The sequence below is a fragment of the Zavarzinia compransoris genome, assembly GCF_003173055.1.
In the GTDB taxonomy this organism is placed as follows: domain Bacteria; phylum Pseudomonadota; class Alphaproteobacteria; order Zavarziniales; family Zavarziniaceae; genus Zavarzinia; species Zavarzinia compransoris.
In genome coordinates this window covers 212,589-236,230 of sequence record NZ_QGLF01000005.1, presented here as the reverse complement: position 1 = coordinate 236,230, position 23,642 = coordinate 212,589, and the positions used below count along the sequence as shown (strand labels likewise).

General features: G+C 70.9%; 21 protein-coding genes and 1 tRNA gene. 11 read left to right on the top strand and 11 right to left on the bottom strand.

Annotated elements, in window-relative coordinates:
• Positions 1-444, top strand: coding sequence for a Crp/Fnr family transcriptional regulator (locus DKG75_RS18005; RefSeq protein ID WP_109922553.1), 444 nt, complete (start codon positions 1-3; stop codon positions 442-444).
• Here the strand turns inward: DKG75_RS18005 and DKG75_RS18000 are convergent, their stop codons facing one another.
• From DKG75_RS18000 to DKG75_RS17990, 3 genes are all read right to left on the bottom strand, one after another.
• The gene (locus DKG75_RS18000; RefSeq protein ID WP_109922552.1) at positions 445-2,841 is read right to left on the bottom strand and encodes a S8 family serine peptidase; all 2,397 of its coding nucleotides are present in this window, start codon (positions 2,839-2,841) and stop codon (positions 445-447) included.
• An 81-nt stretch (positions 2,842-2,922) separates the two neighbouring features.
• Positions 2,923-3,720, bottom strand: coding sequence for an exodeoxyribonuclease III (locus DKG75_RS17995; protein WP_109922551.1), 798 nt, complete (start codon positions 3,718-3,720; stop codon positions 2,923-2,925).
• 10 nt (positions 3,721-3,730) lie between these two features.
• On the bottom strand, positions 3,731-4,024 hold the full coding sequence (locus DKG75_RS17990) for a 2Fe-2S iron-sulfur cluster-binding protein (RefSeq protein ID WP_109922550.1): 294 nt from the start codon (positions 4,022-4,024) through the stop codon (positions 3,731-3,733).
• 140 nt (positions 4,025-4,164) lie between these two features.
• Here DKG75_RS17990 and DKG75_RS17985 point away from each other — a divergent pair, with 140 nt between their 5' ends.
• From DKG75_RS17985 to DKG75_RS17970, 4 genes are read left to right on the top strand one after another with little or no spacing between them, the layout of a single operon-like run.
• Positions 4,165-4,629, top strand: a complete 465-nt coding sequence (locus tag DKG75_RS17985) for a MarR family winged helix-turn-helix transcriptional regulator (RefSeq protein ID WP_109922549.1) — start codon at positions 4,165-4,167, stop codon at positions 4,627-4,629.
• Positions 4,626-6,650: an FUSC family protein gene (locus DKG75_RS17980; protein WP_133636676.1), complete on the top strand. Its 2,025-nt coding sequence runs from the start codon at positions 4,626-4,628 to the stop codon at positions 6,648-6,650. Before DKG75_RS17985 ends, DKG75_RS17980 begins: the two co-directional genes overlap by 4 nt.
• Positions 6,647-6,853 (top strand): DUF1656 domain-containing protein, encoded by a 207-nt coding sequence (locus DKG75_RS17975; RefSeq protein WP_109922547.1) that lies wholly within the window; start codon positions 6,647-6,649, stop codon positions 6,851-6,853. The genes DKG75_RS17980 and DKG75_RS17975 overlap by 4 nt, the downstream gene beginning before the upstream one ends.
• Before the next feature lie 14 nt (positions 6,854-6,867).
• Complete coding sequence (locus DKG75_RS17970; RefSeq protein WP_166646262.1) at positions 6,868-7,740, top strand: efflux RND transporter periplasmic adaptor subunit; 873 nt, start codon at positions 6,868-6,870, stop codon at positions 7,738-7,740.
• 15 nt (positions 7,741-7,755) lie between these two features.
• Here the strand turns inward: DKG75_RS17970 and DKG75_RS17965 are convergent, their stop codons facing one another.
• Positions 7,756-8,175, bottom strand: coding sequence for an SRPBCC family protein (locus DKG75_RS17965; RefSeq protein WP_208111881.1), 420 nt, complete (start codon positions 8,173-8,175; stop codon positions 7,756-7,758).
• A gap of 94 nt (positions 8,176-8,269) precedes the next feature.
• On the bottom strand, positions 8,270-12,094 hold the full coding sequence (gene putA / locus DKG75_RS17960; RefSeq protein WP_109922546.1) for a trifunctional transcriptional regulator/proline dehydrogenase/L-glutamate gamma-semialdehyde dehydrogenase: 3,825 nt from the start codon (positions 12,092-12,094) through the stop codon (positions 8,270-8,272).
• A gap of 170 nt (positions 12,095-12,264) precedes the next feature.
• Between putA and DKG75_RS17955 the strand changes: the two genes are divergently transcribed.
• Entirely contained in the window at positions 12,265-13,650 is a 1,386-nt protein-coding gene (locus tag DKG75_RS17955; RefSeq protein ID WP_109922545.1) for a GGDEF domain-containing protein, read from the top strand.
• Between the two features lie 2 nt (positions 13,651-13,652).
• On the opposite strand, the gene DKG75_RS17950 is transcribed toward DKG75_RS17955, so the two are convergent.
• Positions 13,653-14,834, bottom strand: a complete 1,182-nt coding sequence (locus DKG75_RS17950) for an NAD(P)/FAD-dependent oxidoreductase (protein WP_109922544.1) — start codon at positions 14,832-14,834, stop codon at positions 13,653-13,655.
• On the bottom strand, positions 14,831-16,354 hold the full coding sequence (gene amaB / locus DKG75_RS17945) for an L-piperidine-6-carboxylate dehydrogenase (RefSeq protein ID WP_425086461.1): 1,524 nt from the start codon (positions 16,352-16,354) through the stop codon (positions 14,831-14,833). Before amaB ends, DKG75_RS17950 begins: the two co-directional genes overlap by 4 nt.
• Positions 16,355-16,526: 172 nt before the next feature.
• Here amaB and DKG75_RS17940 point away from each other — a divergent pair, with 172 nt between their 5' ends.
• Positions 16,527-17,018, top strand: a complete 492-nt coding sequence (locus tag DKG75_RS17940) for a peptide deformylase (RefSeq protein WP_109922542.1) — start codon at positions 16,527-16,529, stop codon at positions 17,016-17,018.
• Here DKG75_RS17940 and DKG75_RS17935 read toward each other — a convergent pair.
• Both DKG75_RS17935 and DKG75_RS17930 read right to left on the bottom strand, forming a co-directional pair.
• Positions 16,968-17,855 (bottom strand): SDR family oxidoreductase, encoded by an 888-nt coding sequence (locus DKG75_RS17935; protein ID WP_109922541.1) that lies wholly within the window; start codon positions 17,853-17,855, stop codon positions 16,968-16,970. The genes DKG75_RS17940 and DKG75_RS17935 overlap by 51 nt on opposite strands.
• 2 nt (positions 17,856-17,857) lie before the next feature.
• Positions 17,858-18,547, bottom strand: a complete 690-nt coding sequence (locus tag DKG75_RS17930; RefSeq protein ID WP_208111880.1) for a hemerythrin domain-containing protein — start codon at positions 18,545-18,547, stop codon at positions 17,858-17,860.
• Between the two features lie 178 nt (positions 18,548-18,725).
• On the opposite strand from DKG75_RS17930, the gene DKG75_RS17925 reads away from it, so the two are divergent.
• Positions 18,726-19,220 carry a hypothetical protein gene (locus tag DKG75_RS17925; RefSeq protein ID WP_133636674.1) on the top strand — a complete coding sequence of 165 codons (495 nt, stop codon included), beginning with the start codon at positions 18,726-18,728 and terminating at the stop codon, positions 19,218-19,220.
• Positions 19,217-20,557, top strand: coding sequence for a GAF domain-containing protein (locus DKG75_RS17920; RefSeq protein WP_109922538.1), 1,341 nt, complete (start codon positions 19,217-19,219; stop codon positions 20,555-20,557). Before DKG75_RS17925 ends, DKG75_RS17920 begins: the two co-directional genes overlap by 4 nt.
• 62 nt (positions 20,558-20,619) lie before the next feature.
• On the opposite strand, the gene DKG75_RS17915 is transcribed toward DKG75_RS17920, so the two are convergent.
• Positions 20,620-20,694, bottom strand: a tRNA-Val gene (locus DKG75_RS17915).
• A gap of 237 nt (positions 20,695-20,931) precedes the next feature.
• Between DKG75_RS17915 and DKG75_RS17910 the strand changes: the two genes are divergently transcribed.
• Complete coding sequence (locus tag DKG75_RS17910) at positions 20,932-21,855, top strand: N-formylglutamate amidohydrolase (RefSeq protein WP_243746398.1); 924 nt, start codon at positions 20,932-20,934, stop codon at positions 21,853-21,855.
• A complete protein-coding gene (locus tag DKG75_RS17905) occupies positions 21,852-22,355 on the top strand; it encodes a GNAT family N-acetyltransferase (protein ID WP_109922537.1) in 504 nt (167 codons plus the stop codon). Before DKG75_RS17910 ends, DKG75_RS17905 begins: the two co-directional genes overlap by 4 nt.
• A gap of 298 nt (positions 22,356-22,653) precedes the next feature.
• Here DKG75_RS17905 and DKG75_RS17900 read toward each other — a convergent pair whose 3' ends face one another.
• Positions 22,654-23,589, bottom strand: coding sequence for a diacylglycerol/lipid kinase family protein (locus DKG75_RS17900; RefSeq protein ID WP_109922536.1), 936 nt, complete (start codon positions 23,587-23,589; stop codon positions 22,654-22,656).
• Positions 23,590-23,642 lie beyond the last annotated feature (53 nt).

Genomic DNA, 23,642 nt, shown 5'->3' with positions numbered 1-23,642 from the left:
ATGAGCCTGAGTGAAGACGCCGCGACCCTTGCCGGCGTGCCCTTGTTCCAGGGCGTCGATCCGGCGCGTCTCAAGCTGATCGCCTTCGCCGCCGAGCGGCAGACCGTGCCCGCCGGCACCCTCCTGGTGCGCCAGGGCGAGGCGGGCGACGCGGTCTATGTCGTGCTGTCGGGCGAGGCTTCGGCCCTGGTCGATGCCGCCGACGGCTCGACCATCCGTGTGGGCGGGGTGCCCGCCGGCACCCTGTTCGGCGAGGTCGCCCTGCTGGCCGACGTGCCGCGCACCGCGACCGTGAAGGCCGATACGGAAGTGGCCGTGCTGCGCCTCGACGCCGACCTGTTCTTCGACCTGGTGCAGGAATTCCCCGGCGTCGGCATCGCGGTCATGCGCGAATTGGCCCGCCGCCTGGACCGTTCCACCGCCCTGCTGCGCGACCGCCGCTGATCACCACAGCCGCTGGCGATAGCGCAGCATGCCCAGGACTTCGTCCGGGGCAGCGGCGCTGTTGCCCGGCTGGCTGACATAGAGCAGGTTGACGCCGAACAGGCCGCGCTCGCCCACCGGCAGGGCGTAGAAGGCTTCGAGGTCGACCTCCCGCCCGCCGCCGTCGAGGCCGACGGCGACCGTATCGCCGTAGACCCTGCCGTCCGCATCGCGCCCGAGGGGCCGGTCCAGGACGAGGTCGCCGCCCCGCCCGCTCAGGGGCTGATGGGCGCCGAACCCCCAGAAATCGCCGGCCATGGCGGCATTGCGCCCGACCACGCCAAGGCTCCAGGCATCGCTGGCGATCTCGGCCCCGCCGATGAAGGCGCCCGAATCGAGGGAGCGGGTGGTCGCCCGGTCGTAGCGGGCATAGAGCATCGTATCGGCCGACAGGGCGAGGCGCGCCCCGACCGAGACCTGGACGGTTTCCGCCCGCTCGACGGCGAGCAGCCCGGTGCCCGACGCCCCCAGCATCCCGCCCTCCTCGCGGAGATAGGCGATGCCGCCTTCGAGGGTCAGGCCGCCGCCGGCGTCGAAGCGCAGCCGCGCCTCGGCGGCACTGGCGCCACCGGCGCCGATATCGTCGCCCGGCGCCTTGTTCATGAGGGTGACGGTCAGGGCGACCTGGCCGTCGAGCGCGCTGTCGATGCCGAGCATGGCCCCGCCGTCCGCCAGCGCCAGGACGCCGGGGACGAAGGCGCCGTCGCTGAGGGCAAGCCCCGCCTGATAGGGCAGGTCGGCATAGGCCGGGGCCACCTCGGCGAAGCCGGCGTTGAGGCCGGCGAACAGCACCGTCCCCTTGTCGAGGGCGAGGCGGGCCGCGACCACGGTTTCCGTGCCCGCGCGCGACAGCCCCTGAAGGGCGGCATAGGCGCCGATATCCTGGCGCCGTTCCGACAGCGAGAGCGAGAGGCCGGGCCCGCCCGAACGCGCGGCGAAGAAGCCGGTGCCGAAATCGCCGAAGGCGAGATCGCCGACATCGAGGCCCCGCCCGGCCGACACCAGATCGCCCAGGTCGCCAGCGAAGGTGGCACCGTCGTAACTGTCGAACAGGGCGACCGGCACGGCGGCAAGGGCATGCACCAGCGCATCGCCCAGGACCGCATTGCCGGTCAGGCTGCTGCCCGCGGCGGAGGCCGTCAGGCTACCGGTCGAAACCGTGCTGCCGACCGCATTGGCGACCAGGGTGCCGATCGGCCGGGTCGCGGCGCCGAGGTCGAGCAGGCCCCGGCCATAGGTCGCGCTGTCGGCATAGCGGCCGGTCGCATCGGCGGTGGCCAGCAGGCGGCTCACCACCTGGGCCGAGGTCAGTTCCGGAAAGCGCGAGGTGACGACGGCCAGCGCGCCCGAAACCACCGCCGCCGCCATCGAGGTTCCGCTCATGCTGACATAGCCGCCGCCCGCATCGCTCGAGGTGATGCGCGAGCCGGGCGCCGCCAGGCACCAGGAGGCCGCAGCCCCGCAGGCATTGGCATAGGTGGCGAGCACGCCGTTGCTGCCGACCGCGGTCACGGCGACGAACAGGGACTGGGTGTCCGGCGCCGTCTGCGGCACCAGGGCGGTGGTGCCGGGCTGGGCCTTGCCCTCGTTCCCGGTCGAGAAGACGGTGATGGCGCCGAGCCGGGCGGCATGGCGCACCGCCGCGACCAGGGCCGCCGATTGCGGATCGCCGACCGCGGAGCCCCAGCTGTTGTTGATGATGTCGGCCCCGGCATCGGCGGCATAGGCGATGCCGTCATAAGGGGCGCTGCCGGCACCGCGGTTGCCGTCGCCGTCGTCGACGAAGCTCGCGACCGGCAGGATGGTGGCGGACCAGGCCACCCCTTCCATGCCGCTGCTATTGCGGTTGGCGGCGATGATCCCGGCGAGATGGGTGGCGTGGGTGTTCACGGTGGTGTCGTCGGTCAGGTTGCGGCCGCCGCCGGCTATCCGCCCCGCCAGTTCGGCGACACCGGTATCGACCAGCCCGTCGTTGACCGCGACCACCACGCCCTGGCCCGACGCCCCGGTGGCATAGGCGGCGGAAGCGTTGATCATGTCGAGGCTGTAGTTCCGCCAATATTCCGCCGTCTCGAAGGAGGCGGCGGGCGCCGGCACCAATTGGGCGGTGAGCGCGGCGACCGGCGCCGTCACCAGGCTGGCGACCGTATCGACCGCCTGGACGGCCGCGGGGGTCTGGGTGGCGGGCGCGGTCAGGGCGGCTTCCGGCGCGGCGCTGGAGCCGCCGGAGGCCGCGGTGGCATCGCCGCCCCCGCCCCCACCCCCGCCGCCACCGCAGGCGGCCAGCAAGGCAAGCAAAGACACCGAAACACAACGGCCGGCACGGGGGCCAAAGGCGAAGCGCTTGTTCCTGGTCATTCCGGTGATCCGCCCAAGAAAGGTTTATCACCGAAATGGGGACATATGCCGGGTTAATGCTTCCTAAATGGGAGCAATTTTTCAGACCTCCAGGGTCAGCAGGACCGGGACATGGTCCGACGGCTTGTCCCAGCCCCGGGCCGCGCGCAGGATTTCCGTCGACACCAGGCCGTCCTTCAGGTCCGGCGTCACCCAGATATGGTCGAGACGGCGGCCCTTGTCGGCGGCAGCCCAATCGGCGGCGCGATAGGACCACCAGGAATAGAGCTTCTCGGTCGCCGGCACGAAATGGCGCACGGCGTCGACCCAATCGTGTGCCGCCTGGACCTCGGCCAGGAGATCGGTCTCGATCGGGGTATGGCTGACCACGTCGAGGAGTTTCTTGTGGCTCCAGACGTCATGTTCGAGCGGCGCCACATTGAAATCGCCGACGACGACGGCCCGCTTGGTCTGCGCGCGGCGGGCCTCGCCCCATTGGACCATTTCGCGCAGGAATTTCAGCTTGTGGTCGAATTTCGGATTCACCGCCGGGTCCGGCTCGTCGCCGCCGGCGGGGATATAGAAATTATCGAGGAGAACGTCGTTCTCCAGCCGGACGCGCAGGTGCCGGGCGTCGCCCATCGCGCACCAATCGTCCTTCTCGACCGTCTTGAACGGGATTTTCGAAGCGATGGCGACGCCGTGATAGCCCTTCTGCCCGGCGATGGCCAGATGGGGATAGCCGGCCTCGATCAGGGCATTGCGCGGGAAAGCGTCCTCGATCGTCTTGATTTCCTGAAGGCACAGGATGTCCGGCGCGTGGCCGGCCAGAAACTGTTCGACGATGCCGATGCGCAGGCGCACCGAATTGATGTTCCAGGTGGCGATGGTGATGGCCATGGCGGGTCCTTCAGCCGGGGGTGGCCGGCGCGTCCAGAAAAGTGACTTCGCAATCGGCCTGCGGCAGGGCCCGGCAGGCCAGGATCAGGCCGGCCGCCGCCTCGCGCTCGGTCAGGGCGAAGCCGGCATAGGGCTTCAGGTCGACCGCGCCCGAGACCAGCACCGACTTGCAGCGCCCGCAGGTGCCGCCCCGACAGAAGAAGGGATAGTCCAGGTCCTCGTCGAGGGCGGCATCCAGGATCGTCATGCCGCGCGGCACCTCGATCTCCACCTCGAATTGCGGCAGTTTCACCCTGAACGCCATGGTCCCCTCGCGATGCGAGCGGGCAACCTAGCGCGGTTTCCGGCAAAGTGGAAACCGGCGATGGGGCCCTGCGCCGGATGCAGGGCTGCCTTCCCCGGATAACAATTCAAAATATAATTAGTAGGAAGCTAATTAATAGCATGAAAATGGATATCGACACTTTCGGCTTTCAGCTCATCACCACGATGCGCGCCTGGCGCCGCGCCCTGGACGAGGCTTTCGCCGTCCACGGCCTGAGCGAGGCGACCTGGCGCCCGCTGATCCACATCCATATCCTGGGCGAGGGGCTGCACCAGAACCGGCTGGCCGCCAGCCTCGGGATCGAGGGGCCGTCGCTCGTCCGCCTGCTGGACAATCTCCAGGCCGCCGGCCTGATCGAACGGCGCGAGGACCCGCACGACCGCCGCGCCAAGACCCTGCACCTGACCGCCGCCGGCCGGACGCTGGCCGCCGGCATCCGCCTCGACGCCCTCGGCCTGCACGAACGGCTGCTGGACGGCCTGGACCCGGCGGCGATCGAGACCTGCCTCAAGGTCTTCGCCCGGGTGCAGGACAATTGCGCCCGTATGGCGGTGCCGGCGAAACGCCGGGCCGGGGCGCCATGACCGCCCTCGCCCGCGATCTCGCCTTCTCGCTGAAGACGTTCGGCGCCGGCATGCTGGCGGCCTGGATCGCGCTGCGCCTGGACCTGCCGCAGCCGACCTGGGCGCTGCTCACCGCCTATATCGTGTCCCAGCCGCTGGCCGGCGCCGTACTGGCGAAATCCGCCGCCCGCATCGCCGGCACCTTCGCCGGCGCGGCCATGGCGGTGACCCTGATCGCCTGTTTCGCCGATGCGCGGGAATTCTTCGTCGCCGGCCTCGCACTCTGGGTCGGGGCGTGTCTCTACGTCTCGATCCTGCTGCGCGACGCGCCCGGTTCCTACGGCGCCATGCTGGCCGGCTATACCGCCGCCATCGTCGGCTTCGCCGCGGTCGAGACGCCGCTCGCGGTCTTCGATACCGCCGTCGCCCGGGTGACCGAGATCTGCCTCGGCATCGGCTGCGCCACCCTGGTCAGCCGGGTGGTGCTGCCGCTGACCGCCGGCCGCGTGCTGGTACGCACCGTGCGCGACAGCGTGCAGGCCGCTCGCCTGTGGGCGGCGGACGTCCTGCGCGGCACCGGCGACGACCGCGCGGCGCTGGCCGACCGGCGCAAGCTGCTGGCCGATCTGATGACCGTCGACCTGCTGCGCGCCCAGGCCCGGCTGGACACGCCGCGCATCCGCGCCCAGGACGAGACCCTGCGCCATCTTCAGGCCCGGCTGCTGTCGCTGGCCTCGATCCTGGTCTCGATCCAGGACCGGCACCGCCTGCTGCTTCGCGACCGGCCGGACCGCGCCCTGGCCCTCGCCCCCCTGCTCGACGATGCCGCCGCCGCGATCGAGGCCGGCCGGCCGGTGCCGGGCCTGCGCCGCCGCCTGGCCGCCGCCCTGCCGGATCTCGCCGCGCTCCGCGCCGATCCCGCCCGGCGCCTCGAATATATCGTGCTCGCCCGGCTTCGCGACGTGCTGACCACCATGGGCGAATTGCGCGGGCTTGCCCGCGCCTTCCTGCGCGGCGAGGCCAAGCCGGGCAAGGGCCCCGCCCCCGGCCTCGCGCGCTATCGCGACCATACCCAGGCCCTGGTCGGCGCCCTGGTCGCGGCGCTTGCCCTTGCCGCCGTCTCGGCCTTCTGGATCGGTACCGGCTGGAGCTATGGCGGCACCGCCGCGACCCTGGTCGTGGTCGTCTGTTCGCTGATGGCGACGCTGGACGATCCGGCCGCCGGCGCCCTCGGCTTCCTGAAGCTCAGCGCCGTCGCCATCCCGGTCGCCGCCCTTTACGACTATGCGGTGTTTCCGGCCATCGACGGCTTCACCCAGCTTGCGGTCAGCCTCGGCCTCGTCCTGGTGCCGCTCGGCCTGTTGATCCCCAATCGCCGCTTCGCCCCTATGGTGATGCCCCTGATCATGAGCCTGATCGCCATCATCGGCCTGCAGAACCGGCCGGTGCTCGCCTTCGAGGCGTTTCTGAACGCGGCCTTCGCCCTGATCCTCGGCATCGGCGCTTCGGTGGTGCTGTTCCGCCTGCTGCGGCCGCTCGGCGTCGACTGGACCGTGCAGCGTCACGTCGAGGGCATCCGGCGCGACCTTGCCGCCCTCTGCGCGGCACCGGCGGGCCGCGACCACGGCCGTTTCGCCAGCCATACCTTCGATCGCATCAATGCCCTGATCACCCGCCTCGGGCCCGACGACCTGGACCACCGGGCGATCCTCCAGGGCAGTCTCGCCGCGCTCCGCATCGGCCACAACATCCTCTTCGTGCAGCAGGCGCTCGGCGAATTCGATCCCGCCCTGCGCGCCGCCGCCGGGGCCGGCATCGCCGCCCTGGGGCGCCATTTCGCCGGGGCCGGGGCCGGCCCGGACCTGCTCGCCGCCCTCGACGCCGCGACGGCACGGGCGCTGGCGGCCGACGCGCCGGAGGCCCATGTCACCACCCTGGTCGTCGCCCTCTCCGGCATCCGCACCAGCCTTGGCGAGCATGCCGGCTTCTTCCGCCTGCCGCCCGAATCCGCCCCCGCCCCGCCCGAGGAGGTCGCCGCATGATGCTGCTGAAGGAATTGAGCCTGGCGGGCGTCTATCTCTCGCCCCTGCTGCTCTATGCGGCGATCGCCGCCGGCCTGTGGTGGCTGTTGCGCGCCGGGCTTGCCGCCGCCGGCGCCTATCGCCTGATCTGGCACCCGCCGCTGTTCAATACCGCCCTCTATCTCATGGTGCTGGCCGGCGTCGCCGCCCTGCTGCACCGCTGACGGAGTTCCCGCCCATGACCATCCCGCCGCGCCTCGTCCGCGTCTCCCTCACCCTTGCCGCGGTCGCCGTCGCCATCGCCGCCGGCCTCTATCTCTGGGCGCTCTACATGGACAGCCCCTGGACCCGGGACGGCCGCGTCCGGGCCGATGTCCTGCAGATCGCGCCCGACGTCTCGGGCTTCGTCACCGCGATCGAGGTCGTCGACAACCAGAAGGTCGCCCGCGGCGACCTGCTCTTCACCATCGATGCCGAGCGCTATCGGATCGCCGTCTCGCGGGCGGAGGCGACGGTCGCCGCCTTGCAGGAACAGGCCGCCCAGCGCCAGCGCGAAAGCACCCGCCGCAACCAGCTGGGATCGAACGCGATCACCGCCGAATCCCGCGAACAGGCGGCCAGCGCCGCCGCCCAGGCCCAGGCGTCGCTGCGCCAGGCCGAGGCGGACCTCGACGCCGCCCGCCTGAACCTGGCGCGGACCGAGGTGCGGGCCCCGGTCAACGGCTATGTCACCAACCTGCAACTGCACCTGGGCGATTACGCCAGCGGGGGCAGGCCCGTCTTCGCCATCGTCGACAGCGACAGTTTCTATGTCGTCGGCTATTTCGAGGAAACCAAGCTCGCCGCGATCCGCGAGGGGGCGGACGCCTCGATCCGCCTGATGGGCTTCGACACGGCGATCCCGGGCAAGGTCGCCGGCATCGCCCGCGCCATCGTCGACCGCGAGGCGGCCCAGGGCAGCGATCTTCTGGCCAATGTCAACCCGACCTTTTCCTGGGTCCGGCTGGCGCAGCGCATCCCGGTGCGCATCGCCCTCGGGCCGGTGCCGGCGGAGGTCCGCCTGTCCGCCGGCATGACCGCGACCATCGTCATCGACCAGGGGACAAATTAGGGACCGGGCATCGGATTAGGCGAAGGCGCCCAGCCCCCGGCGGATGCCCCGGTCGAGAAGAAGGCGCACGAGCCCGCCGATGAACGGCACCCTGCCCTCGAAGACGATGGTGTAGTCGAGATGCGAACCGCCGCCCGGCCGCGCCGAAAAGCGCATGGTCCCCAGGTGGTTCTTCAAGGGGCTGCCGCTGGTGATGCGGTATTCGATCAGCTCGTTCTCGACCGCTTGGGTCACCGTTTCCTCGAAGGGGGCGCCGACCGGCATCTTCAGGCGCCGCACGGAACCGACGCCGTTCCGCACCGTATCGCCGTCGCGCAGCCGCGTCACCACCGCCGGGGCGAAGACCTTGGACAGGTTCTCATGCTCCGACAGCAAGGCGTAGAGTTCCGCCACCGGCATGCGGAAATCCTGCTGGATGGAAATGCGCTGCTGCACCCGACCCTCCCCTGATTATTTGTCAGGGGAGGGTAGCAGGCATGGCGCCCCGGGCAAGTGCCGAAATCGGGCACTGCCCCGGCCCGGCAGCGGGTCAGCCGATGGTCATCAAGCTGGCATTGCCGCCGGCCGCCGCCGTATTGGTCGAAACCACCACTTCCTCGAGCAGGAGGTCGAGGTGGTAATCCTCGTCCCCCGCAATGCCCTGAAGGGTGACGATCGGCCCCGGCCGGGCGGCCAGGCGCCGCGAGACGGCGGCCAGCGCATCGCCGTCGCCGGCAAAGAGCACGGCGGCGACGGGTGCCGCCGCCACCCCGTCGGCGACGACCTCGACCGCGGCGGCAAGCCCGGGCGGCAGCGCGGCCAGAAGCCCGTCCGCCGCCGGCCCGGCCTCCACCGCCAGCCGGTTGCCGGTCGCCAGCGCCGCCCCGAGGTGCAGCAGCAACCCGTCGACGCCGGCGGCAAGCCCGAGCACCAGCCCGCGCGGGCGCAGGCTGTAGATATTCCGCTCCCCCACCGGCCCCGGCAATTCCAGCCGGACGCCCAACGGCGAGCGTTCCGCCAGCCGCAGCAGGCGCGGCGCGAGGTCGCCCCGCTCGCCCGCCGCCAGATGATCGGCCAGGGGTGCCACCGCCGCCACCCCCTGGCCGTCGCCCTTCAGCACCCCGTCCGGCCGGCGCGACAGCAGGCGGGACAGGTAGAGCGGCCCGCCCGCCTTGGGCCCGGTGCCCGACAGCCCGTGGCCGCCGAAGGGCTGGACCCCGACCACGGCACCGATGACGTTGCGGTTGACGTAGATATTCCCGGCATGGACCCGGCCGGCCACCCGGGCGATGGTCTCGTCGATCCTTGTGTGCAGCCCGAAGGTCAGGCCATAGCCGGTGGCGTTGATCCGGTCGACGAGGGTATCCAGGTCCTTCCGCCGGAAGCGGAGGACATGGAGCACGGGACCGAAGACTTCCCGCCCCAGGTCGTCGAGACTCTCGATCTCGATCACGGTCGGGGCGACGAAGGTGCCGTGGCGCGCCGCCTCGCCGAGGGGCAGGCGGTGCACGGCCCGGCCCCGGCCGCCCAGGCGTTCGACATGGGCTTCGATCGTCGCCCGAGCCTCTTCCCCGATCACCGGCCCGACATCGGTGGCGAGACGGTCCGGGTTGCCGACCGACAGTTCGGCCAGCGCCCCCTTCAGCATGGCCAGGGTGCGTTCCGCCACCTCCTCCTGGATACACAGCAGGCGAAGCGCCGAACAGCGCTGCCCGGCGCTGTCGAAGGCGGAGGCGAGGACGTCGCCCACCACCTGCTCCGCCAGGGCCGAGGAATCGACGATCATGGCGTTCTGGCCGCCGGTTTCGGCGATCAGGGGAATGGCCTGGCCCTCCGGCGTCAGGCGGCCGGCCAATTGCCCCTGGATCAGCCGGGCGACCTCGGTCGAGCCGGTGAACATCACGCCGCGCACCCGGGCATCGGCGACCAGCGCCGCGCCCACCGCGCCGTCGCCCGGCAGCAGGTGCACGGCCCCCGCCGGCACCCCGGCCTCGACCAGCAGATTGACCGCCTCCGCCGCGATCAGGGGCGTTTCCTCCGCCGGCTTGGCCAGCACCGCATTGCCGGCGGCGAGTGCCGCCGCGACCTGGCCGGTGAAGATGGCCAGCGGGAAGTTCCACGGGCTGATGCAGACGACCGCGCCGAGCGGCCGGTCGCCATGGCCGTCGAAGGCCCGCGCATGGGCCGCGTAGTAACGCAGGAAATCCACCGCCTCGCGCAGTTCGCCGACCGCGTTGGCCAAGGTCTTGCCGGCCTCCCGGACGATGAGGCCGATCAGCGCGGTCATCCGCGCTTCCATCAGGTCGGCGGCGCGGCACAGGCAGGCGGCCCGCGCCGCCGGCGGCGTCGCCGCCCAGATCGGGGCCGCCGCCAGCGCGGTCTCGACGGCGGCCGCCGCCTGTTCCGGTGTCGCGAAGGCGACATGGCCGACGATGTCGCGGTGATCCGCCGGGTTGCGCACCGGGACCCGGGGGGCCAGGGGATCGCCCGCCGTCCACCTCGTGTCGAGGCCGGCCAGCAGCGCTGCCGAGACCGAGGCGAGGCGCTGCTCGTTGACGAGATCGATGCCGGCCGAATTGGCCCGTTCCGCCCCGAACAGGTCGCGCGGCAGGCGGATCGCCGGATGGGGCGCGCCCAGGGGTTCGATCGCGCGGGCGGCCTCGACCGGATCGGCGATCAGGTCCTCGACGGGCACCGCCTCGTCCTGGATGCGGTTGACGAAGGAGGTATTGGCGCCGTTTTCCAGCAGCCGGCGCACGAGATAGGCAAGCAGCGTCTCATGGGTGCCGACCGGGGCATAGATCCGGCAGGGGCGGTTCAGCCGCTCGCGGCCGACCACTTCCTCGTACAAGGGTTCGCCCATGCCGTGCAGGCATTGGAATTCATATTGGCCGGCATAGTAATTGTCGCCCGCCATGGCCATGACGGCGGCCAGCGTCTGGGCATTATGGGTCGCGAACTGGGGATAGATCGCATCCGGCGCCGCCAGCAGTTTCCGCGCGCAGGCGAGGTAGGAAACGTCGGTATGGACCTTCCGGGTGTAGACCGGAAAGCCCTCCAGCCCGTCGGCCTGGGCGCGCTTGATCTCGCTGTCCCAATAGGCGCCCTTGACCAGGCGGACCATCAGGCGCCGGCCCGAGCGCCGGGCGAGATCGACCAGATAATCGACGACGAAGGGACAGCGCTTGGCATAGGCCTGGACGACGAAACCGATGCCGTTCCATCCGGCCAGATCGGCATCGAAGCAGAGCGCTTCGAGCAGGTCGAGCGACAGTTCCAGCCGTTCCGATTCCTCGGCATCGATGTTGAGACCGATGTCGTAACGCCGGGCCAGCACGGCGAGGCCCTTGAGGCGGGGCAGAAGCTCCGCCGTCACCCGCTCGATCTGGGCCCGGGCATAGCGCGGGTGCAGGGCCGAGAGCTTGATCGAAATCCCCGGCCCCTCGTAGATGCCGCGCCCGCCGGAGGCCTTGCCGATGGCGTGGATCGCGGTTTCGTAATCGGCGAGGTAGCGGTCGGCATCGGCCGCCGTCGTCGCCGCCTCGCCCAGCATGTCGTAGGAATAGCGGAAGCCCCGCTCTTCCAGCTTCCGGGCGTTGGCCAGCGCCTCGGCGATGGTCTGGCCGGTGACGAATTGCTCGCCCATCATGCGCATGGCGAGGTCGACGCCCTTGCGGATCAGCGGTTCGCCGGAACGGCCGATCAGCCGGGTCAGGGCGGCGGACAGCCCCGTCTCGCTGGTGGTCGCGGTCAGCCGGCCGGTGACCACCAGACCCCAGGTCGCCGCATTGACGAACATCGACGGGCTGTGGCCGATATGGGCCTGCCAGTCGCCCGCGGCGATCTTGTCCCGGATCAGGGCATCGCGGGTCGCCTTGTCCGGGATGCGCAGCAGCGCCTCCGCCAGGCACATGAGCGCGACCCCTTCCGGCGCCGACAGGGAATATTCGTGGATCAGCCCCTCGACCCCGCCGTGGCGCGCCTTGCCCCGCAGGGCGACGACGAGGTCCCGGGCCGTCGCCGCTGCCCGGGCCCGCTGCGCAGGAGGCAGGGCCGCCTGCGCCAGGAGATAGGGCAGGCATTCCGGCTCGGGCCGGCGGTAGGCGGCGGTGATCTTCGCCCTGAGCACCCCTTGCGGCTGCACTCCCTGGGCAAATTCGAGGAACGGGACCGCGCCTTCGGGGTCACCGTCGTCGCTGCCGGGTGCAACCCCGTCCGCGGCGGCCAGCCCGCCGCCCCGCTCGACCTGATCGAGTGCATTCAGCAGGGCTTGCTTCACCACCCAATGCGGCGTCCGCCCCAGTTTGTCCGCCGCCTGCTTCAGCCGCGCCCGAACCTCGTCGCTGACCTTGATGCCGATGGTGCCGAGCGCCATGGTAAAACCCTTTCGGATAAAGGTTATACCTTTTACACCATCGGTATAACCCGAACAAGGCCGGGACCGATGCCGCGATCCGCCGGTGGCGAATTTCCCGCAACCGTGAAGAAAGTTGGTAAGGTTTTCCTGCTATCCGAAGTCGTTCGACGACTTTCCCGAGGGGCGGCATGCCCGGCTTGACGATCATCCCCGGCCCGATGCACGCGCAATGGCGCGCCGGTGCCCTTGTCGGCCTGCTGGTGTTCGGCGCCTGCATGCTCGGCATCGTGACCCGGCCGGTCGGCTTCCTGGCCGCCTTCTGGCCGGCCAATGCGCTGGCCCTCGGCCTGATGACCCGCTTTCCCCGGCTGTCGGTGGCCGGCGGCTGGGTCGGCGCCGCCCTCGGCTATATGGCCGCGGACCTGCTGACCGGCGGCCAATGGCTGGCCGTTCTGTGGCTGACCGCGGCCAATATGTCGACCGTCGCGACCGGCGCCCTGCTCTTCCGCCGGCTGCGGCGCTCGGACCTCGCCCTGCGGCACCCGATGTCGGTGCTGCGCCTGTTCTTCGTCTGCGTCGCGGCGGCAGGGGTCGCGACGCTGCTCGGGGCCTGGGCCAATCCCCTGTTCTTCGGCAGGCCGCTGGTCGACGGCATCGCCTATTGGTTCTCGGCCGAACTGGTGAATTGCATCATCGTCCTGCCGGTGATCCTGACCCTGCCCGATCGGCCGCCGGCGTGGCCTGGGCTTGCGGCCCTCCGGCCCCGCCGGCTTCTCCCGGCGCTCGGCGTCGGCTGTTCGGTGGGCGCGGCCTTTCTGATCGGCGGGCCGGGGGCGATCGCCTTTCCGGTGCCCGCCCTGATCTGGTGCGCGCTGAGCTACGGCATTTTCGGCACGGCCATCCTGACCATGGGCACCACCGGGCTGATGCTGGTCGCGGTCTCGGCCGGCTGGCTGCCCGATCTCCAGACCATTTCCTTCCTGCATGAAACCCTGTCCATGCGCACCGGGGTCACCCTGCTGGCCCTGGCGCCGCTGACCGTCGCCAGCATCAACACCGCCCAGAACGACCTGCTGCGGCAGTTGGACCACGCCGCCTCGCATGATGCCCTGACCGGCTGCCTCAACCGCGCTGCCACGCTGGCGGCCGGGGCAGCCCTGATCTCCAGGGCCCCGCCCCTGGCCGTCCTGCTGATCGATATCGACCACTTCAAGCAGGTGAACGACGGCCACGGCCATGCCGCCGGCGATGCGGTACTGGCCTGCTTCGGCCGGGAAATCACGGCGCAGCTGCGCCAGGGCGACCTGCTCGGCCGCCTGGGCGGAGAGGAATTCGCCGTTCTCCTGCCGGCGACCGGGGCGAGCGACGCCCTCGCCATCGCCGAGCGGCTGCGCCGCCATGTCGAAGGGCTGGCGATCGCCGTCGCCCATGGAACCTTGCAAATCACCATCAGCGCTGGCGTCGCCACGGCCGGGCCCGAGAATGCGGCCGCCCTCGCCGACCTGCTGCGCGACGCCGACAAGGCCCTGTACCGGGCGAAAGGCGACGGCCGCAACCGGGTGGCCGCGGCCTGAGGTCAGACCACGTTGGCCTCGCGCAAAGGCGCGCCGGCGGCGATCCGCGCAAACGACAGGGGCGACAGATCGAGGCTGCGATAGCCGCCGTCGACGATCAGTTCTGCCAGTCCCCGGCCGATCGCCGGCGACTGCTGCAAGCCGTGGCCGGAAAAGCCGTTGGCCAGGTAGAAACCGGCAAGGCCGGGCACCGGGCCGACGATCGCATTGTGATCGAACAGATTCATGTCGTAGTGGCCGGCCCAGGCCCGGCCGGGGCGGATGCGCTCGAAGGCGGGCACGCGCCCGGCCAGGATCGGCCAGATGCGGCTGTCGAAGAAATCATGCTCGACCTCGAAATCGCCGTCCGCGTCCGGATCCCGGTCCGCCGGCGGTTGCAGGCCGCAGAGGAAACCCCTGCCCTCGGGCCGGAAATAGAGGCCGGTCGGGTCGATCAGCAGGGGCGCGCGTTCGACCGGATCGGCGCAGGTGAAGGTGAAGATCATGCGCTTGCGGTTGCGGACCGGGATCTCGATCCCCGCCGCCCGGGCCAGCGCCGCGCCGCCGCCGCCCGCCGCATTGACCAGGGCGCCGCAGGCGATGCGGCTGCCGTCGGCCAAAACCACGCCGGTCACCCGGCCGCCCTCGCGCCGCACCTCGGCCACGCTGCCGGCGCGGTAATCGACACCCAGCGCCCTCGCCTTGCGGCGGAAAGCCTGCATCAGGCCGTAGCCGTCGAACCAGCCCTCGCCGCTGACGCCGAGGCTGCCGAGCGCCAGCCCCTCGGTATTCAGCCAGGGAAAGCGCGCCCTTAGCCCCTCGGGCCCGAGCAGGGCGATATCGGCGCCGAGCCCGGCCTGGAGGCGGTGATTGGCCTCCAGCACCGGCCGGCCGGCGGCGCTGGCGAGGAAGAGGTAACCGCCCTCGTGCAGGCCGATTTCCGGCGCCTCGCCGTCGACCGCCAGGATCTCGCCGACGGCGCGCAGGAAGCGGATGCCGTAGAGCGAGATCCGGACATTGATCTCGGTCGAATATTGCTGGCGGATCGAGGCCGCCGACAGGGCCGAGGCGCAGAATTGATAGGACGGGTCCTTTTCGACCACCAGCACCCGGCCGCCGAAGCCGGGATGGGCCGCGAGATGATAGGCGGCGGAGGACCCGGTGACCGCGCCGCCGGCGATCACCACGTCATAGGCGGCGCTCATTCGACGTCGAACCGCACCCCTTGGGCCAGCGGCAGGCTGCGCCCGTAGTTGATGGCCGAGGTCATGCGCCGCATATAGCCCTTCCAGGCGTCGGAACCGGATTCGCGCCCGCCGCCGGTCTCCTTCTCGCCGCCGAAGGCGCCGCCGATCTCGGCGCCCGAGGTCCCCATGTTGACATTGGCGATGCCGCAGTCGGAACCGGCGGCGGAGAGGAACCCCTCGGCTTCCCGGAAGTCGGTGGTGAAGATCGAGGACGACAGGCCCTGCACCACCGCATTCTGCAATTCGATCGCCTCGGCAAAATCGCCATAGCGCAGGACATAGAGAATGGGGGCGAAGGTTTCCTCCAGCATGGGGCCCTGCTGGGCCGGCATTTCGACCAGGGCCGGCCGGCGATAGCAGCCGCCCGCCGCCCCCGGCGCGGCCACCGCCTCGCCGCCCGTGACCGCGGCGCCGAGGGCGCGGGCCGCCGCCAGCGCCCCATCCATCGCCGCCCCCGCCGCGGCATCGACCAGCGGCCCGACCAGGACCGGGCCGGCCAGCGGATTGCCCACCGAAACGGTGCGATAGACGGCGGCAAGGCGCGGCACCAGCGCGTCATAGATCGTGTCATGGACGAAGAGGCGGCGCAGCGTGGTGCAGCGCTGGCCGGCGGTGCCCATGGCGCCGAAGGCGATCGCCCGCACGGCCAGATCGAGATCGGCCGAGGGCGTGACGATCGAGGCATTGTTGCCGCCAAGCTCTAGGATGGCGCGGCCGAAGCGGCGGGCCACCCGCTCGCCCACCACCCGGCCCATGCGGGTCGAACCGGTGGCGGAAACGACGGCGATGCGCGGATCGTCAACCAGCGCGGCCCCGACCTCGCGCCCGCCGGTGACGACCTGGACGAGGCCGTCCGGCACGCCGCCGAAACGGGCCGCCGCCCGCGCCACCAGGGCCTCGACGGCCAGCGCGGTCAGCGGGGTCTTTTCCGAGGGTTTCCACAACACCGGATCGCCGCAGACCAAGGCCAGGGCGGCATTCCACGACCAGACCGCGACCGGGAAATTGAACGCGGTGATGACGCCGACCACGCCCGCCGGATGCCATTGCTCCATCAGCCGGTGATCCGGCCGTTCCGAGGGAATGGCCAGCCCCTGCAACTGGCGCGACAGGCCGACGGCGAAATCGCAGATGTCGATCATTTCCTGCACCTCGCCCTCGCCCTCGGACGGCACCTTGCCGACCTCGAGGGTGACGACGCGGCCGAGATCGGCCTTGGCGGCGCGCAATTCCTCGCCGATCAGGCGGACGAATTCGCCGCGCCGGGGCGCCGGCACCAGGCGCCAGGCGCGGAAGGCGTCGGCCGCGCGGGCGATCGCCGCCTCGACCGCGGCCGGGGTGCTGTCCGCGACCGTGCCCAGCCCTTCCCCCGTGATCGGCGAGGCGATCGTCCGCCCCACACCTGAGTAGCGCGACGGCGCGACGCCGAAGCGCCCCAGGATGTCGGCAATGTCGCTGGCGAGGCTTTCGGCGGTCAAGGCGGGTTCCTTTCGGCGGGCGGGCTCCATCGGTGATAAATCACCGGGCCGGGCCGGCCAATATGCGTTGTCGGCAGGGCAGACCGGCGCATGTCAACGGGGTGGCAAACCGGTTCCCGCTTGTACCCGAAACCCCTCTGGGCCCGGCGCGGCGCCGGCGCTACAAGGGGGAATGCCGATTCGCCCCCTGCTGCTCTATCCCGACCCCGGGCTGCGCCGCCCGGCCGCCCCCGTCACCCGCTTCGACGACGGGCTTTCCGCCCTCGCCGCCGATATCGCCGAAACCATGGCGGCGCATCAGGCCATCGGGCTGTCGGCCTGCCATGTCGGGGATTACCGCCGTCTCGTCGTGCTGCGCCTCGATCCCGGGGCGGGGCCCGAGGTTTTCGTCAATCCCGCCGTCACCTGGGTCTCGCCCGAGACCGGGACGCGGGACGAGGGCAGCGTCTCCATGCCCGGGATCTACGAGCCGGTGACCCGCCCGGCCCGCATCCGCCTGACCTGGCAGGACCTGGACGGCACCGCCCGGGAAGGCGAGGCGGCGGACTGGCGCGCCGCCTGCCTCATGCACGAGATCGACCAGTTGGACGGCGTCTTCTGGCTGGCCCGCCTGTCACGCCTGCGCCGCGACCGGGCGCTCAAGCGCTTCGGCAAGCGCGCCTGACGCCTGCTGGCCGGCGATGAAACCGGCCAGATCGCGCGGCGGCCGGCCCAGCACGGCCCTTGTCGCCGCCAGGTCCTGGTCGCTGGCCGCGAGCCCCCGGGCCTGGAAATAGCCGTACATGAGCGACAGGTCGTGGCGCAGCCAGCCGGGCAGGAGCGGCCGCACCGCCTCGTTCCAGCGGGTCAGGTCGTCGCCGGCATAGGCGACGGGCCGGCCCAGCGCCGCCTGATAGCGGGCGGCCACCGCCGCACCATTCAGCACCTCGGGCCCGACCAGGGGCAGGCACCGGCCCGCGAAGCCGTCTTCCAGCAAGGCCCGCACCGCCGCCGCGGCAATGTCCCGCGTATCGACCCGCGACAGGCCGAGTGCCCCCAGCGGCTGGGGATAGACGCCGGCGCCGATCGCGCCGAAGAGATCGATGTCGTTCTGGAAGAAATTATTCGGCTCGATCACGGTCCAGCCGGGGCCGGCCTCGCGCAGCGCCGCCAGCACCGGCAATTTCGTGGCGAAATGGGGGATGTGGCGCCCGGCCTCGATATTATGGATGCCGAGGAAGACGATGCGCCGCACCCCCGCCGCCCGCGCCGCCGCCACCGCGTTGAGGCCGGCGGCGGTTTCCTCCGGGTCCAGGGGGGTGACCAGGAACAGCCGGTCGACGCCGGCGCAGGCCGCCGCCAGCGACGGTGCGTCGAACAGGTCGCCGCGCGCCGTCTCGGTGCCCGGGACCGGGGGCCGCCCCGGCCGCAGCAGCAGCCGGGGGGCCAGACCCAGGGCGTTCAGGCCGGCGACGACCTCGCGCCCGACCTTGCCGGTGCCGCCGGCCACCAGGATGCGCATGGTCAGGCCGCCAGCGCGAGGCCGAGGTCCTGCAGCAGCACGTTGAACTCGCGCGGCGGCAGGCTGGGCCGGGCGGCGTGTTCGATCACGGCATCCAGCACCTCGCGGGGGGCGGTATCCCGGATCCCGGCCAGCATGGCCAGGCGTTCGGCGGGGGCGATCGCCGGCAGCATCAGGCCCATGAAGGCCATGTTCTCCTCGGGCGGCAGGGAGCCGACCAGCGCGCCCTCGATCGCCATCTGCTCGGCATCGGTGAACAGGGCGCAGAGCCGGGCGCGGGCCGCCGTCTCTTCCTCGTTCATATGGGCGAAATCCTCGGCCATGAAGATCGCGAAGGCGAGATAGAGGTCATGGGCCGCCGCCGCCCGCGCCGCCGCCGCCGTCGCCCCGCGCACGGCCGCGATCAGGGCGGCCAGCTCGCCGAAGCGGGCGCCGTGGTGGCGGTGCTGTTCCTCCAGCGCCGCCGCCGCCCCCGGGGCCCGGCCTTCGAGGGCGGGATGGATGAAATCCTCCTCGTGGCGCAGGTGGCTGGCGGCCAGCATCAGGTGGCGGTCGAGCTCGGCGAGCACGGCCGCGGCCTCGGCGGCATCGGCGAAATCGGCATTGCCGAGGCGGGCGAGCATGCGGCCATGGGCCAGGCGTAGGCCCTTGTGAACGGCGCGATAGATATCGTAACGGGTCGAGATCGACATGGGTAAACCCCCTGGTGACATGCGATGGCGATGGCCCTTCAATAGCGCCGGCCCCGCCGGCCGGCTTCCTAAGTCGTTGCTAAGGCCCGGGCGGATTTCCTAAAACATCGCTAAACAGCCGGGCCGGGCCGCATTACCCTGCTGCCGGACCGGAGCGGGCGCGACAGCGAGGGGGCGGATGATCGACGCGACAATGGCCGCCTTCATCGAGGGACCGGTGATGACCGTGCTCGCCGCGCGGGACGACGCCCTGCGGCCATCGATCGGCCGGGGCATCGGCACGCGCTGCCTTGCCGGCGGCACGCTGGCGGATACATTGGTGCCACGCGCCCTGTGGCCGGCGGTGACCGCCAACCTGCACCCGGGCTGGCCGCTGGCGCTCACCTTCGTCGATGCTGCGAGCTATCAGTCGTTCCAGGTGAAGGCGCAGATCGAGGCGCTGGCCCCGGCCGATGCGGCCGATCTCGACCTCGCCCGGCGCTACCGGGCGCTGGTGATGGCGAAACTGACCGCCCTCGGCGTCACCAACGAGCAGATGGCCTGGTGGCTGAGCGAGCGCGACCTGATGCGCGTGCGCTACCGGCCGCTCGACCTCTACCGCCAAACCCCGGGGCCGGGCGCCGGCAGCCGCATCGTCGCCGGCGGGGCGCCCGTCGCAGGCGGCACGCCATGACCCGGCTGCGCGATATCCGCGGCTGCTTCGAGGGCGTGATCCCCTCGATCATCGCGACCGTCGACGGCGAGGGCATGCCGAATATTTCCTATCTCTCGCATGTCTATTACCTCGACGACGACCATGTGGCGCTGTCGAACCAGTATTTCACCAAGACCGCGGCCAATACCAGGACCCGCGGCCATGCCGCCCTGATCCTGGTCGACGGCATCAGCGGCCGGCAGTATCAGCTCGACATCACCTTTCTCCGCGCCGAGGCGGCGGGTGAATTGTTCACCCGCATGGCCGCGCACCTGAAGGCGATGAGCAGCCAGCAGGGCATGGCCGAGATCATGGCCCTGCGCAGCGCCGACATCTATCGCGTGACCTCCTGCATTCCGGTGCCGTGCCCCGACCTGGAGGGCGAGACCGGCCCCCCCGCGGCACCGGCGCTGGACCGGCTGGGCGCCGCCGCGCGGCTGGCCGCCGTCCTCGGCGCCGCCCCCGAGGCGGACAGCATGATCGATCTCGCCCTCGAAGGGCTGGACCGGGTCTTCGGCTTTCGCCAGGCGATGATCCTGGTGCCGGATGCGGACGGGCGCCGCCTGACCACCCTGGCCAGCCGCGGCTACGACAGCCTGGGGATCGGCTCGGAAGTGCCGGCGGGCCAGGGCGTCATCGGCATCGCGGCGGACAGCCGGCTGCCGCTGCGCATCTCGGACATGAGCCGGGGCCGGCGCTATGCCGCCGCGGTCGGCGGTGCCCTGCCGGTCGCGCCGCGCAGCATTCCGCTGCCCGGCCTGCCGGAAGCCCTGAGCCAGATGGCCGTGCCCATGATCCACCGGGGCCAGATGCTGGGCGTGCTCTTCGTCGAATCGCCGGCCCGCTTCGCCTTCCTGCAGGAGGACGAGGATGCCCTCGCCCTGCTCGCCGGGCAGCTCGCCGCGGGCCTGCGCCTGCACGAGGCCGAGGCGCGCGACGCCCCGGGTCTCGCCCCGGCCGGAACCATGGAACCCCCGGCCCCGGCACGGCGGATCCGCCTGCGTTACTACCGTTACGACGACAGCGTCTTCATCGACGAGGGCTATCTGATCAAGGGCGTGCCGGGGCGCCTGCTCTACCACCTGATCGCGATCTTCCTGCGCGAGGGGCGGCAGGAGTTCACCAACCGCGAAATCCGCCTCGCCCCCGAACTGCGCCTGCCCGAGGTCAAGGACAACCTGGAAACCCGCCTCATCCTGCTGCGCCGCCGGCTGGAGGAACATCAGGCGCCGCTGCGCCTGATCCGTACCGGCCGCGGCCGCCTGCGCCTCGAACTGGACGGCCAGCCGACGATCGACGTGGTCGAGGACGCTTGAGCGCCCGTCTCCCCGCCGCCGAAGCAGGGACGCGCATGTCATTTCAAGGGGGGCGTGAGGGATGGTGGACGCGGCTGGGATTGAACCAGCGACCCCTACGATGTCAACGTAGTGCTCTCCCACTGAGCTACGCGTCCGGGCCATGCCGGGGGCCGGGGCGGTGGGTTGCTGCCGTCGGCCGGGAGCCGCGTATTTAAGGGATCGAAAGCCGGCTTGCAACATCTTTGTTGCGGCCGGCCCGGCCGGCGGCGAACCCCGCCTTCCGGCCGGTGATCGGCAAAGCGGTGGCGTGATCGTCAGGTCAGGCCTTCACCTTGGCGGCAGTTCGGCTCATTCTAGAGGGATCGCCCGTGCCAGCAGCGAGACCGCCGCCCGTGTCCATTGCCACCATCGTCACCGCAGAGCCGCCGTTCCCGTCCGCCGACCGCGCCGACGAACAAGCGGTGGTGGCCGTGGCCGGCCCCCAGCCGGGTGCGGCGACCCGGCCCCTGGTGCTGAGTTCGCCCCATTCGGGTGCCACCTATCCCCCCGCCTTCCTGCGCCAATCCCGGCTCGACCCGGTCAGCCTGCGCCGGTCCGAGGATTGCTTCGTCGACCGGCTGTTCGCCTCGGCGCCCCGCCGTGGCGCCACCCTGGTCCGCGCCCTGTTCCCGCGGGCCTATGTCGATCCGAATCGCGAACCCTACGAGCTGGACCCGGCGATGTTCCGCGACAACCTGCCGGCCTTCGCCAATACCCGCTCGCTGCGTGTCCTGGGCGGTCTCGGCACCATCGCCCGGGTGGTCGCGGACGGGGCCGAGATCTATCGCGAAAAGCTCGCCTTCGCCGAGGCGGAAGCCCGAATCGCCGAATGCTACCGCCCCTATCACGCCGCCCTGGCCGAGGCGATCGGCAGCGCGGAACGGGGCCACGGCATGGCCATCCTGCTCGACTGCCATTCCATGCCCTCGCTCGCCAACGGCGGCGAGGAGCACAAGGGCCGGCCCGACATCGTGTTGGGCGACCGTTTCGGCATGAGCTGCGCCGCCGTGGTGATCGAGACGGCGGAACGGCTGCTGCGCACCCGGGGCTATCGGGTCGGGCGCAACGATCCCTATGCCGGCGGCTATATCACCCATCATTACGGCCGGCCCCGGCGCGGGCGCCATGCCTTGCAGATCGAAATCAACCGCGCACTCTATATGGACGAGACCCGGCTGGAGCCGAATCGGGGCTTCGCCCAGGTCCAGGCCGATCTCGACGCCCTGATCGAAGCCCTGGCCGGCCTGCCGGAAACCGACCTGAAGGCCGCACCGTGACCGGCTGGCGGCTTGTCCCCGCCGGCCCCGACCATCTGCCCGGCATCACCGCGATCTATCGCCATCATGTCGCCGAGGGCTTCGCCTCCTTCGAGGAAGTGCCGCCCGATCCGGCCGAAATGGGCCGGCGCCAGCAGGCCCTGCTGGCCGGCGGCTATCCCTATCTGGTCGCGCTCGACGAGAATGAGGCGGTGCTCGGCTATGCCTATGCCGGACCCTATCGGCCGCGCAGCGCCTATCGCTTCACCGTCGAGGATTCGATCTATCTCGACCCGGGAGCGGCGGGCCGCGGCATCGGCCGCGTCCTGCTTGCCCAGCTGATCGAGGCATGCCGCGCCCGCGGCTATCGCCAGATCGTCGCCGTCATCGGCGACAGCGGCAATGCCGCCTCCATCGGCCTGCACCGCGCCCTGGGCTTCGAGCCGGCGGGCGTGCTGCGCGCCGTCGGCCTGAAGAAAGGCCGCTGGCTCGACAGCGTGCTGATGCAGCTCGGCCTCTGAGGCCGCGCACATCCGCGTTGGGCAAAAAAAAGGGGCCGCGACGAACGCGGCCCAAGTTTAGGGAGGAAACGCCCAGGAAGGGCAGCGACACCAGCAAGCTGATGCCGCGATGCACAATATGACATTGCAGCGCGGAATTGCCAAGCCCAAATCCGAAAAAAAATCAGTCAACCGGCCCAAGGCACTGAGAAACAACAATATTTCAATTTAGAGCAGGGTCTCGAAATTTATCTGTGCAAATGACACCAAACCCGCAACCCCCAAGATGGGGGGCCAGGGGCCTGCGCGCGGCCGGGTTTTACGACTCGGTCAGCAGCGGCCGCACCGGCGCCGCCACCAGGAGAGTGGTATCGGCCAGGCGAATCTCGGCCGGCAGGCGGCCGATGACATCACCGTCGCCCTGAATGGGGTCGCCGGCCGGCCCCGTCACCGCCAGCCGGCGGAACGGCTGCAAGGTGACCGACGACAGGCGCGGCACCCGGTCGAGCCCCAGCATGACGCCGTAATGAATGGCAGCAAGGCGCCCGCCCCGCCCGAACAGGCAGGCTTCCAGCCGGTCGGCGGCCAGATCGGCCGCAGGCGCGCAGACGAAGGCGCCACCATAGTGGCGGCCGTTGGCGAAGATCGCCGACGCCGCCTCGACCGGCGCCGCCCCGTCGAAGGCGAGGCGATAGGGCGTGAAATGGAAATGGCGCAACTGGCGGACCATTTCGCCGACATAGGCGAGCTTGCCCACCCGCCGCTTCAGGCGCGGCGAAACGCCGGCCACCACATGGGCGTCATAGCCGACCCCCGCCATCATGACGAAATGCCGCGCCCCGAGGGCCGAATCGACCCGGCCGAGGTGAATGGAACGGCACGCGCCGGCGGCGATGGTCGCGGCAATGCCGGCCGGATCGCGCGGCAGCCCGAGTTCCAGCGCCAGCACATTGGCCGTGCCCAGCGGGACGATGCCCAGCGCCACCGGTCCCCCGGCCAGGCCGTTGGCAACCTCGTTGATCGTGCCGTCGCCGCCGGCCACCACCACCAGCCGGGGCGGCACCGCACGCTCGCGCAAGTCCTGCGCCAGCCTCGTGGCATGGCCCGGGCCCGCCGTCTCCAACAGGTCGACGGCGATGCCGCGGGCCGCCAGCGCCGCCAGCACGGCGCGAAACCGCCGTCCCCGCCGCTGCCCCGCAACCGGATTGTAGATGACCGTCAGATGACAGTCCTGCCCCGCGATCAAATTAGTCATTCCGTTGTCACAATATTCACTTAATTGTCACAAGTTGCGTATTCACGGCAACA